The sequence below is a fragment of the Dietzia alimentaria 72 genome (assembly GCF_000226215.1).
GTDB lineage: Bacteria > Actinomycetota > Actinomycetes > Mycobacteriales > Mycobacteriaceae > Dietzia > Dietzia alimentaria.
In genome coordinates this window covers 70,924-82,443 of sequence record NZ_AGFF01000003.1, presented here as the reverse complement: position 1 = coordinate 82,443, position 11,520 = coordinate 70,924, and the positions used below count along the sequence as shown (strand labels likewise).

The 11,520-nt window shown below is 69.6% G+C and carries 11 protein-coding genes; 8 read left to right on the top strand and 3 right to left on the bottom strand.

Features of this window, described 5'->3' with window-relative positions; genetic code table 11:
• Positions 1-493: 493 nt before the first annotated feature.
• Complete coding sequence (locus ON04_RS00710) at positions 494-1,579, bottom strand: alpha/beta hydrolase (protein WP_158217802.1); 1,086 nt, start codon at positions 1,577-1,579, stop codon at positions 494-496.
• Between the two features lie 100 nt (positions 1,580-1,679).
• On the opposite strand from ON04_RS00710, the gene ON04_RS00705 reads away from it, so the two are divergent.
• The 4 genes from ON04_RS00705 (at position 1,680) to ON04_RS15825 (ending at position 6,569) form a co-directional block, all read left to right on the top strand.
• On the top strand, positions 1,680-2,018 hold the full coding sequence (locus ON04_RS00705; protein WP_010539645.1) for a putative quinol monooxygenase: 339 nt from the start codon (positions 1,680-1,682) through the stop codon (positions 2,016-2,018).
• Between the two features lie 434 nt (positions 2,019-2,452).
• Complete coding sequence (locus tag ON04_RS00700) at positions 2,453-4,012, top strand: CCA tRNA nucleotidyltransferase (protein ID WP_238529190.1); 1,560 nt, start codon at positions 2,453-2,455, stop codon at positions 4,010-4,012.
• Positions 4,009-5,286, top strand: coding sequence for a glycosyltransferase 87 family protein (locus ON04_RS00695; RefSeq protein WP_010539643.1), 1,278 nt, complete (start codon positions 4,009-4,011; stop codon positions 5,284-5,286). The genes ON04_RS00700 and ON04_RS00695 overlap by 4 nt, the downstream gene beginning before the upstream one ends.
• A gap of 110 nt (positions 5,287-5,396) precedes the next feature.
• The gene (locus tag ON04_RS15825; RefSeq protein ID WP_010539642.1) at positions 5,397-6,569 is read left to right on the top strand and encodes a hypothetical protein; all 1,173 of its coding nucleotides are present in this window, start codon (positions 5,397-5,399) and stop codon (positions 6,567-6,569) included.
• Here ON04_RS15825 and ON04_RS00680 read toward each other — a convergent pair.
• Positions 6,504-7,904, bottom strand: coding sequence for an MFS transporter (locus ON04_RS00680; RefSeq protein ID WP_010539641.1), 1,401 nt, complete (start codon positions 7,902-7,904; stop codon positions 6,504-6,506). The two genes, ON04_RS15825 and ON04_RS00680, sit on opposite strands and share 66 nt — an antisense overlap.
• Before the next feature lie 72 nt (positions 7,905-7,976).
• Here ON04_RS00680 and ON04_RS00675 point away from each other — a divergent pair, with 72 nt between their 5' ends.
• Positions 7,977-8,609: a YqgE/AlgH family protein gene (locus tag ON04_RS00675; protein ID WP_010539640.1), complete on the top strand. Its 633-nt coding sequence runs from the start codon at positions 7,977-7,979 to the stop codon at positions 8,607-8,609.
• A 78-nt stretch (positions 8,610-8,687) separates the two neighbouring features.
• On the top strand, positions 8,688-9,959 hold the full coding sequence (locus ON04_RS00670) for an MFS transporter (RefSeq protein WP_010539639.1): 1,272 nt from the start codon (positions 8,688-8,690) through the stop codon (positions 9,957-9,959).
• A gap of 12 nt (positions 9,960-9,971) precedes the next feature.
• Here ON04_RS00670 and ON04_RS00665 read toward each other — a convergent pair whose 3' ends face one another.
• Positions 9,972-10,391, bottom strand: coding sequence for a VOC family protein (locus ON04_RS00665; protein ID WP_029457385.1), 420 nt, complete (start codon positions 10,389-10,391; stop codon positions 9,972-9,974).
• A gap of 85 nt (positions 10,392-10,476) precedes the next feature.
• Here ON04_RS00665 and ON04_RS00660 point away from each other — a divergent pair, with 85 nt between their 5' ends.
• Together ON04_RS00660 and ON04_RS00655 are read left to right on the top strand one after the other, a co-directional pair.
• Positions 10,477-11,181, top strand: a complete 705-nt coding sequence (locus ON04_RS00660; RefSeq protein WP_029457384.1) for an AzlC family ABC transporter permease — start codon at positions 10,477-10,479, stop codon at positions 11,179-11,181.
• Positions 11,178-11,513: a branched-chain amino acid transporter permease gene (locus ON04_RS00655; RefSeq protein ID WP_010539636.1), complete on the top strand. Its 336-nt coding sequence runs from the start codon at positions 11,178-11,180 to the stop codon at positions 11,511-11,513. Before ON04_RS00660 ends, ON04_RS00655 begins: the two co-directional genes overlap by 4 nt.
• Positions 11,514-11,520 lie beyond the last annotated feature (7 nt).

The following is an 11,520-nucleotide window of genomic DNA, read 5'->3' as shown; positions in this document are numbered from 1 at the left end:
TGGGGTCCGCGCTGCTCTGCTTCTGCTGTACCTCGGGAGCGCGGTTCTGGTTCCGACCACCACGGCGGCCGCGACCTCCGCGGCGCCGACGGCGCCCCTGCCGGGTTTGACCGTCGCCGGGCTGGCCTTGCGACGCGCCGGTTCCCGACTGTGTTCTGGGGCCGGGTTGTGCTCCGGTGTCTGACTGGCCGGAGTGGGAGGATTGCCCGGACTTCTGGCCTGAACCGCCGGAGGCGCTCTGCGGCTTCCGGGCCTTTTTCTCGCCTTGGGCGGACCGCTGGCCGCCCGCATTCTTCCCGCTACCGCGATCGCGTCTCTGACCTGCGATTGGATGACCATCGCTGCCGGGTCCGGCGGGCCGCCGGGCACGACGACGCCGCGACGCGTTTGCGCGCGGTTCGTCGGGACGATCAGCTTCGGACACCCATCGATGCTACCGGCCGGGGGTGACTCTGCCGGAATCGACGGCGCGCCGTCACTAGTCGGGTCGGGATCAGGCGCCGAGTGCCGGTCCGACGACCCGCCAGGAGTCCCGCAGTTCGCGGCTGAAGAGTGCGAAGGTGTGGGCGCCATTGGCGTATCGGTCGTAAGTGAACGGGAGGCCGGCAGTCCGCAGTGCGTCTGCCATGTGGCGGGTTCCGAGGTCGGCGGCCAGTTCGGTGGGGGCGCCCTGGACGAAGGTCAGTGATCCCGTGTCCGGCACATCGTTGGGGCCCGGGTTGCCGGGTGCGGACGCGAGGTAGAGGGCGGTGCCGCGGAGGCGGTCCACGTTCCATGAGGGGTCGTTGACGACCCACGCCGGGTGTCCGGGTGGACCCCAGGCGTTATGGACGTTGCCGCCGCCGCGGGCCACCATCGCGGTCATGGCGGCGCGTCCGAACGGTGTGGAGACCTCGGGGAAACCGGAGAGTGATGCGGCCGCGGCGTAGTGGTGCCGCCCGGTGGCTGCGAGGGTCAGCGCGGGTCCGCCGGACATGGACACCCCGATCACGCCACGGGTGCCGTTGAGTGCGTATGAGTTGGCGAGCGCGGCGGGTAGTTCGGAGTCGAGGAAGGTGTGCCAGCGGTTGACACCGAGGGCCGGATCGGGCTGCTGCCAGTCCGTGTAGAGGCTGAACCTTCCGCCTTCGGGGCTGGCCACCATGACGTGTTTGTCGGCGAAGAAGTCCTGGTAGTCCGTGTTGTAGGCCCAGCCGACGTGGTCCTCTCCTCCGCCGACGCCGTTGAGTAGAAGCAGCAGGGGTGCCGGTGCGGGGGACGCGGGCAGCAAGACGAAGGTGGGGACGGCCTTCTGCATGGCCGGTGACCACACGTCGGCGAGAATCTTGCGGCCGTCGACGGGCTGAACGCGCAGGACCTGCGGCCGCGAGGTATCGGCGGGCGGTGGTGCGGTTGGTCGTGGGGTGGTGGTGAAACCGAGGGCGGTGGAGGTGTCGACGCCCTGTGCTGACTGTGCTGCCGCGTTAATGCCGACTGCACCGGTCACGGCGAGGGTTGCCGCGAGGGTTGCTGCGACCGCGAGGGGGGCGGCGCGGAAGGTGTGCGAGGGGAGAGAAAAGGTAAGACGACGACGAGTCACACCACTCACTCTAATTAACTCCCTTGGCAGGTGACAGGAAGGTCCCGCGGCATCGACCGGCCGCGACCAGCGACGGCCGGGCGCGGCTAGAGTCCGCTGCATGAGTTCCGGTCCCCCCGCCCACGCCCTGGTCCTGAGACATCGCGCGAAGCCGGGTCGTCGCGATCAGCTGGTCGAGGTGTGGCTGCGGAACATGCCCGAGGCCGTCCAGGCCAACGACGGGCACCGGGCCTATGTTCTGTTCGCCTCCCATGCCGACCCCGACGTGCTGCTCGTCTTCCAGGAGTATCGCGATGCCGCCGCCGCGCAGGAGTTCCTCGGAAATCCCGACTATCTGCGTTATCTGGAGGAGTCGAGCGGCCTGTTGAGCGGTCCGCCCGAGGTCGAGGCCGTGGAGCCGCTCTGGTCGAAGGCGGTCAGCCCCGATTCGGACACCTGAAGTCCGAGACGGCGCGCGCCCCGGCCGGCCCGACGGCCGGCAGGGGGCGTGTGAGCCGGTGTGACCCGGTGCGACGCGGGCTCTGGGCACCGAGCCAGCGCATCCGACGGGGGTCGCGCTGGCCCTCTGACCTGCGCTGGCTGGGTGGTCCGTTCGCCCAGCGCATCCGGGGTTTTTGCGGGCGTGCGGCCAGCGTAGGCCGGGGCGGCAGCGCATCCGGCGCGGGTGGCGCTGGCACGTGGCACAGAGAGGCCGGGACTCGGTGTGCGGCCCGGTGCCGGGCGGGCCGAGTACATGGGCCGACTGGACGGGCAGAGCGCACGAGGGCGGGATAGTCGGACCGACTCGGTAAAGTCTGGCCCGTGACAGCCCGAAACCCCACCCCTGACCGCCGCGCCTCCTCCGACCGGCACGACGCTGCGGTGTTTTCGGGGCTGCAAGACGGGCCGGGCGCGAGGCCGGACCCGGCTGACGCCGCGGAGTTAGAGGCCCGCCGTGTCCGTCTACTGGCGGGTGCGCAGACCACCATCAACGAACTGGCTGATGTCCTGGCGCCGCTCGCGACCGCCTTCGACGACGCCGGTCACGAGCTCTACCTGGTTGGCGGCAGTGTCCGCGACGCGGTGCTCGGCCGGCTCGGCACGGATCTGGATTTCACCACCGATGCTCGCCCCGAGACCGTGCGGGCAATTCTCGACGCCTACGCCGACGCGGTCTGGGACACCGGGATCGAGTTCGGAACCCTCTCGGCCGTCAAGCACGACGCGTCGGGCATCGAGCAGCAGATCGAGATCACCACCTATCGCGCCGACTCATACGACGGGGTCACCCGCAACCCCGAGGTGGTCTTTGGCGACAGCCTCGACGGAGACCTGGTGCGGCGCGATTTCACGGTCAACGCCATGGCCGTGCGACTGCATCCCGACGGCCGTCGCGAGTTCGTGGATCCGCTGAACGGCATGGACGCGCTGCTCGCCGGTGTGCTGGACACCCCGGCCGCCCCCGAGCTGTCGTTCGCCGACGACCCGCTGCGGATGCTCCGGGCCTGCAGGTTCGTCTCCCAGCTGGGCTTCACGCTGGCACCCCGCGTCTTCCGTGCCATGACCGAGATGACGGACGAGATCAACAGGATCACGGTGGAGCGGGTCCGCGCCGAGCTCGACAAGATGATCCTCGGCGACTACCCCATCGACGGCATCAACATGCTGTGCGAGACGGGCCTGGCCGAGCATGTACTCCCCGAGGTGCCGGGCATGAAGCTCGAGCGCGACGAGCACATGCAGCACAAGGACGTCTACTGGCATTCGCTGACAGTGCTCAAACAGGCCATCGACCTGGAGCCCGACGGCCCGGACCTGGTTTTGCGTTGGGCGGCGCTTCTGCACGACATCGGTAAGCCCGCCACCCGCGCGGCCAAGCCTGGCGGCGGTGTGACCTTCCATCACCACGAGGTGGTGGGCGCCAAGATGGTCCGCAAACGGATGCGGACGCTCAAGTATTCGCGCCAGATGATCGAGGACGTCTCCGGACTGGTGTTTCTCCACCTACGCTTCCACGGTTACGGAGAAGGCCAGTGGACGGACTCCGCTGTGCGACGCTACGTCTCGGACGCCGGGGATCTCCTGCCCCGCCTCCACCGGCTCGTGCGCGCCGACTGCACGACCCGGAACAAGCGTCGCGCCGCCAAGTTGCAGGCGACCTACGACTCGCTCGAGAACCGGATCGCCGAGATCGAGGAGAAGGAGGATCTCGCGCGGGTCCGTCCCGATCTCGACGGGAACGAAATCATGAAACTTCTCGACCTCAAACCCGGCCCGGACGTGGGGCGTGCCTGGGCGCATCTCAAGGAACTGCGCCTGGACCGCGGCCCGCTCGACCGGGACGAGGCCGAGGCCGAACTCCTCCGCTGGTGGGGCGAGATGAACTCCGGGAACGACGCCGAACAGCGGACCGGGGGATCGGATACGTCCGGGCGGAAGGGTGACCCGGCATGATCGGCCGCGCTGTCGACCGCTATCTCGCGTCGACGACGGGCAGGGTCGTCGTCGTCGTACTGACCGTGATCGGCACGCTGGTGCACACCATCGGCATTCCGTTCCTGCAGAAGATCCCGCCGTACCGGATCGACCTGGACGTCTACCGCGTCGGAGGTCAGGTGTTCCGCGACGGTGGTGACCTGTACGGCGAACTGCCGCAGCTCGCCGAGGGCGCCAGTCTGCCGTTCACCTATCCCCCGCTGTCCGCGCAGCTGTTCTCGCTGCTCACGCTGGTTCCGCTGGCGGTGGCGTCGATCCTCATCACGGTGGCCACCATCGCGGTGCTCGCGTACGTGGTCCAGTTGGTCCTCACCCGCACGTGTGACCGGCCGCAGCGAGAACTGTGGTGGCTGACCCTGGCTGTGACCGCGGTGGCGCTGTGGTCCGGTCCGATTCGCGAGACAATCGGGTTCGGTCAGGTCAACGTGTTCCTCATGGCGTTGGTGCTGGTGGACGTGATCCGTGGACGAGGTCGCTGGTGGGGTGGCGTGCTGGTCGGTCTGGCCATGGCCATCAAGCTCACCCCGGCCGTGTTCCTGCTGTACTTCTTCCTCCGTCGCGACTGGCGAGGGCTGGCCACCGCGGTCGTCTCGGCGCTGGCGTTCACCGGGATCGGGCACCTCCTGGCCCCGGACGATTCGGTCCGATACTGGACGTTCGCGATACGCGACCCGGGCCGAATCGGTGGCCTGGCGTTCACGTCAAACCAGTCGGTCAACGGCGTGGTGCACCGGCTCGGGCTCGAGGGCGGTACGGCCTCCGTGGTGTGGTTCGTGGTGTCGGCGGTGGTGGGCCTGGGTATCGCGTGGGTCGCATGGCGACTGCTGCGCGGCGGCCACGAGGTCGCCGCCGCCGTGGCCGTGGGCCATGTGGCGCTGTTCTGTTCGCCGGTGACGTGGGGCCACCACTGGGTGTGGGCGGTGCCGGCGGTGGTGCTCGCCCTGGTGTGGGCCGATCGGGAGTCGAGGAACGACGACGACAACGACCGCACCTGGCTGATCATGGCCTGCGCCGGAGTGGTGATCTTCCTGGGCACCCCGCAGTGGTGGTTCCCCAATCACGAGGACCGCGAGCTCGGCTGGGGTCCCGTCGCGCACCTGGTGGGTAATGCGTACCTGATCTGGGCAGCGGTATTCCTGGTGCTGCTCGGGCTGCGGGCGTTCCGTCTCGGGCGTCCTGACCTGGGAGGGGACGACCGCAAGCCCGCGCTCTTCGTTGGGTCCGCCAGCTGAAGTCCGAGAACTGTCAAGGACTCTGGCCGATCTGTGGATAACTGTGTGGTTGTCCACAGATCCTCGATCGGGCCTGTTCCCGATGCACGGTCCGCGACAGGATTGCGGGCATGGATTACTTCTTCGGAGACGGCGTCGGTGAGCCGACGCAATGGCAGGGCGAGCCCGACCTCACCCTCGGAACCGGTGCGGCGGACGCACTGTGGCTTGATTTCGACGGCGACGGATACGCCGACGACGCCCTCTGGGATTCGGACTTCGACGGTGTTGCCGATCGGGTGGTGACGGATGTCGGGGCGACCGTCGAGGCCGTGTACGCGGATGACGGCGGGCGCGGCGTGTGGAACGCCTACGCCGGTGGAGCAGGGTCGATCGCCGCTGGTTCGGCGGGCGCTGGTTCCGCGGGCGCCGGGTCAGTGGGTGCCGGCTCCGTCGGCGGGGGCTCGGTTGGCGCGGGCTCGGTAGGTGGCGGCTCGGTCGGTGCAGGATCTGTGGGTGTGGGATCCGTGGGTGTCGGCTCTATCGGCGGCGGGTCGGTTGACGTCGGGTCCCTGGGTCTGGGCTCGGCCGCGGCCGGGTCGTTGGCAGCGGGATCAGCTCTGACCGGCGCTGACGGTGTGGGCGGGCTGGTGCAGGGCGCGGTGGCTGCCGGCTCGGAAGCCCTCGGCTCGTTGCCGGACTGGGGGGCACTGCTCGCGGATGCCGCGGGGGCGCTCGAGAACGGGTCACTCGCGGCGTCGGAGTCGGCACGCTGGTCGACTCCCCCGGTGGTGGAGCCTGAGCCCGTGCCACCGCCCCCACATACACCGACGCCCGGGCCGGTGCAGGGCGGCACTGCTGCCGAGCCGGCTCCCCCGGTGGTCGAGGACGACGGTTCCATCACCGTGGAGAGCGGGGGCGGCTGGCTCTCGGTCTCCGATGTCAACGGCGACGGCCTGCTCGACGCGGCGCTTCCGTTCGAGCCTCCGCACATTGACGCGGGCGCCGTTGCCGCCGGCTCGGCGGAGATGGGCGCGATCCACGCCGAGGCCCTGGGCTCGGTTGATGCCAGTGTTCTCGGCGCGGGCTCGGCCGACGCCGGCTCGATCGCGGCGGGTTCGGCCGCCGCGGGTTCAGTCGCCGCAGGCTCCGCGGGAGCTGGCTCGGCTGGCGCGGGTTCGGTCGGCGGCGGGTCGATCGGTGGCGGCTCGGTGGCAGGTGGGTCTGTGGCTGGAGGGTCAGTTGGTGGCGGTTCGATCGGCGGTGGCTCCGTCGCGGCCGGCTCGCTCGGCCTGGGGTCGTGATCTCGAGCTCACGACCAGGGCCATCGCCGCAGCGACCGCGTAGAGGGCGGCCGGGACCAGCATCAGAGTTACGGACCGGCCGTCCGCGGGAACCATTGGCAATACTGCCGCCATGCCCACCACGAAACCCGAGTTGAACAGGGCGTCCTGCAGTGCGAACACCCCGCCACGGCGGGAGTCGGGGACATCCGTTTGCATCGCGTTGTCGGCGACCAGTTTGACCACCTGGGCGCCCAGGCCGATCGCGATGGCGCCTACGACCAGCGCGGTCGGATCGAGGGTCGGGCCCACGGCGGCCTGAGCCACGCCGGACAGGGCCGACCCCGCCGCCACCACCAGGATTCGCCGGGCCCGCGACATCGCCCAGGGGGCCACCACCGCCGCGAGGCCCATGCCCCCGGCGATCGCGGCAGAGAGCAGGCCGAACCCGCCCATCCCGGCCACGATCGGGCCGCCTGTTCCCGCGGTCTCAGCCTCCCGCAGCAGCAGGATCGCGAGCATGGTGGTGATGCCGAACGCGGCCCGCCCCAGTGTCACGCTGGTCAACGACACCCAGACCAGCGGCGTTGACCGAGCGGCCCGAAAGCCCTCGGCCAATCCCCCGGCGAAGAGCCGGAATGCTTCTCCGGCAATGGCGCGCTGCGGGTGGGAGACGCCCTCGTCGTCGTCGGGTCCGAGATGCCGGCGTGGCAGAGCCAGGACCGCCCACACCCCCACCACCGCGGTGACCACAGCCGGGACCAGCGTCCACGACACGGCCGCGTCACCCGCACCCAGGAGTGCGAGCACGGCGAAGGCCGCCACTGCGCCCACCGCGGTGACCACCGAGCCCACGGTCACCAACACGGAGTTGGTGGCGGCGAGGATCCGGTCGGGCACGACCTTGGGCATCGAGGCGGTCATGCCGGTGTTGATGAGACGGCCCAGGCCGATCGCGACCAGCGACAGGCCGAACAGTGCGGCGAGCCCGGCTCCGGAGTGGACACCGCCGGCCGCGACCAGAACGATCGTCACGAGAATGGCCAGCGTCCTGACCAGCGCCGCGGCAGCCACCACGACCCGCCGATCCCAGCGGTCGAGTGCGGCCGCGGCGAACGGGCCGACGATCGAATACGGCAACAGCATCACGGCGAACCCGCCTGCGATCGCTGCGGGCGTGGTGGCGGCCTCGGGGCTGAAAAGCACGATCCCGCCGAGCGCGGCCTGGTGGATACCCTCGCTGAGCAGGGCCGCGAGCCGCGCCGTGGACAGGCGGCCCAGGCCGTGGGATTCGCTAAGGGCGGCGGCGAGTCGTCCGCCAGCGTGGCCGGGCGGGCCGGCGGACAGTGAGGTCACCCCGCCACCGTAGCGAGACCCGATCGAGGGGACACGGATGTGGCGGGGCGTCGGCGCGGGCATCATGGAGTGATGGACACGGGACCCGACGATCTGAGCGGCGGCGGCCTCTTCGGGGACCGCCTGTTTAACGCGATGGACAAACGAGACCCCGTGGCCGGTTCCCTGCTCCTCTCCGCGCCGGACATGCCCGACCCCAACTTCCGACGGTCGATCATCTACATGATCGAACACGATTTCTCCGGGTCCCTCGGCGTGGTGATCACTCGCCGCAGCGAGACCGACGTGGAAGAGATTCTGCCGGCGTGGTCCGACCTGTGCTCCTCTCCCCCGGTCTTCCACATCGGCGGCCCCGTCAAACCCGACACCGGCATCGCGCTGGTGGTGCTCCGGTCCGGCGTCGACGGCTCGGGGCAGGTGGGCCTCCAGCAGATCGAGGGCCGTGTGCACGTGGTGGACCTGGACAGCGACCCGGACCAACTCCGTGACGATGTGGAGGGCATGCGCGTCTTTGTGGGCTACACCGGTTGGGCACCCGGGCAGCTCCAGGACGAACTCGACCGCGGGGACTGGTACGTCGCGCCCAGCCTGCCCACGGATCTGCTCGCCCCGGCCCGAGTCGACGTGTGGGGCGAGGTGCTGCGTCGACAGGAGATGCCGCTGCCCTTGTACGCAACCTACGTGAGCGACGGCGACGTGAACTGACGCTCGCCGGGCCCACGTTGCGTCTCGCTATGTGGGACAAGTTGTCTACTATTTGGGAACGAGTCTACGCTTAGCCAGGTGGAGACGGCGCAGGGTGACGAGCAGCAGGTGACGGCCCGGCACTGGCTGGTACTCGCCGTGGCGACATTCGTCGCCGCCTCCGGGTCCGCCTTCGTGGTGGGTGTGGGCTTTCTGCTGCCTCACATGAGCACTTCGATGGGGATGTCGCTCTCGAAGGCCGGCGTCTTGGTCGCGATGCCGTCCGTGGGCATGGCCTGCGCGCTCATCGCGTGGGGCTGGCTGGTCGATCGCACCAGCGAGAAACTCGTGTTGGTCTCCGGATCCGCGTCGGCCGCACTCGCGCTCACCGCGCTCCTGTTCACCGACTCCTACGGGGCCATGGCCCTGTTCTTGCTGCTCGCGGGAGCGGCGACTGCCTCCGGGAACTCCGCCAGCGGGCGCCTGGTGGTGGGCTGGTTCCCGCCCCACAGGCGCGGACTGGCCATGGGGGTCCGGCAGATGTCCCAACCCGTGGGAGCTGCTATCGCGGCCATGACCATGCCACTGCTGGCGCAGTCGCACGACCTATCTGCGGCGTTCGCGGTGCCCTTGGCGATGGCAACGGTGTCGGCGGTGGCGGCCCTCGTCGTCGTCACCGAACCTCCCCTGCCCGCGGCTCCACCGGTCCCGGCCGGACAGGCGCCGACCGACGCGGCGCCGGCGCCCCGGACCTCCGGTTCGCCGTACCGTGGGGCCCGCTACCTGCAGCGCATCCACGGCGTGTCGGTTCTCCTGGTGTTTCCGCAGGGCATGTTGCAGTCATTCCTGTTGGCCTGGCTCGTGCTGGGTCACGGGTGGTCGGCGGTGTCGGCGGGCGCGGTGGTGACCGTGAGTCAGGTGCTCGGAGCGATCGCCCGGATCGTCGCCGGCGCCGTCTCCGACCGCGTCGGATCTCGCATGACGCCCATTCGCGGCGTGGCGATCGCCGTGACCGCGGGCCTCGCCGCGTTGGCGGTGACCGAGGCTATGGGCGCCCCGGGCGCGGTGGCGGTGACCGAGGCTATGGGCGCCCCGGGCGCGGTGGCGGTGACTCTGGCCGTGGTGGCCACCGTGCTCTCGGTATCTGACAACGGGCTGGCCTTCACCGCCGTGGCCGAATACGCCGGGCCACGCTGGTCCGGACGCGCCCTGGGCGTGCAGAACACCTCGCAGTTCATCACGATCTCCCTGGCCACCCCCCTGATAGCCGCGGTGATCGACGTGCTCGGCTACTGGCCCGTCTTTGCCGGAGCCGCCGTGGTCGCGGCGGTGGCTATCCCACTGGTGCCGGCGGTCGATCAGGAGCGTTGACCCGTCTGCGGATCACGGGGAGGGCTGGCCCCGGTACTGCCCGACGGACCACACGTTGCCCTCCGGATCCCGCGTTGAGAAACCGTGGTCGCCGTAGTCGGTGTCGTGCATTTCCATCACGATCTCGGCGCCAGCTGCCTTCGCGCGCTCGTAGACCATGTCGGAGTCGGCGGTCACGATGTACGCCAGCGCGGAACCCACCGGAGTGGCATGCGGATCGTGGGCATCCCGCTGGCGATCGCCCAACATGACGCCACCGCCCTCGGGCCAAAGCAGTTCGGCGTGGGCTACACGGCCTTCCTCGGCGTGTGAGAACGATTCGACAAAGCCGAGTGAGTTGACCAGCCAGTCTATGACCGAGCGGGCGTCCGTGCACTGCAGGCAGTGCCAGACGGTGGGTGCGGGCGGTGACCGGTGGGGTTGGGCATTCATGGATCCGAGTGTGCGCCGCGCAGCACGCATGCGGAAGGGTTCGCGCGGGGGTGATGTCGAATTGTTGCTGGATAGACTGCCCGGCGTGTCGTCCGCCTCCTCCACCAGCGCAGAGATCCGCAAGGGTCTCGTGGATGCTGCGCCTGTGGGCGTGGGGCTGATCCCACTCGGGCTGGCGTTCGGGGTGCTCATCACGCAGGCGGGATTCGACTGGTGGTGGGCGCCCGTCTTCTCGATCGTGATCTACGCGGGGTCCATGGAGTTCCTGGCGATCGGGCTGCTGACGGCGGTCACTCCCCTGTATTCACTGGCCGCGGCCGCATTCCTGGTGAACTTCCGGCACGTCTTCTACGGGCTCAGCTTCCCCATCGGGTCGATCAGGTCGAAGGTCGCCCGCATCTACGCGGTGTACGCCCTCACCGACGAGGTGTACGCGATCACCGCCACCAAGCGGCGGAGCGACATGACGGGCCCGCGGACCATGACCATCGCGATCACCTGTCAGTCCCTCTGGGTTCTCCCGGGGATCGTGGGAGCACTGATCGGGACCGCCCTGCCGCCGGGTCTGGACGGATTGCAGTTCGCGCTGACCGCACTGTTCGCGGTGCTCGCGGTGGACGCCTGGCGTGCCTCCGGCGACCTGCCGTCGCCGGTGATCGGCCTGGTCTGCGGGCTCGTGGCGGCGTGGGTGGCCCCCGGGCAGATGATGTTGGTCGGACTGAGCGCGTACGTGGCGGTGCTCCTGGCGCGGTATGTCTGGACTGCGCGGGCCGGGCGGGATGCCGCGTGAACCCGGCTATCCCGCCCGCCGGCTACCTACTGGCCGGGCTCGGTGTGATGTTTCTGGTGACGGTCGCGCTGCGGGCCGCGCCGTTTATCGCGCTGACACGACTACGGGACTCGGAGGTCGTCCGCTATCTCGGTCGTGCGATGCCCGCCGGGGTGATGGTCGTGCTGGTGGTCTACACCCTGCGGGACACCACCATGGAGATCGGTTCGTGGATCCCGGCACTGGCAGCATTGACGCTCACTTTGGCTGTGCACCTTGCCTTTCGGCGAGCTGCGGCGAGCATCGTCCTGGGCACCGCGACCTACATGGTGCTGCAGGCGTGGTTGGGCTGACGCCCGG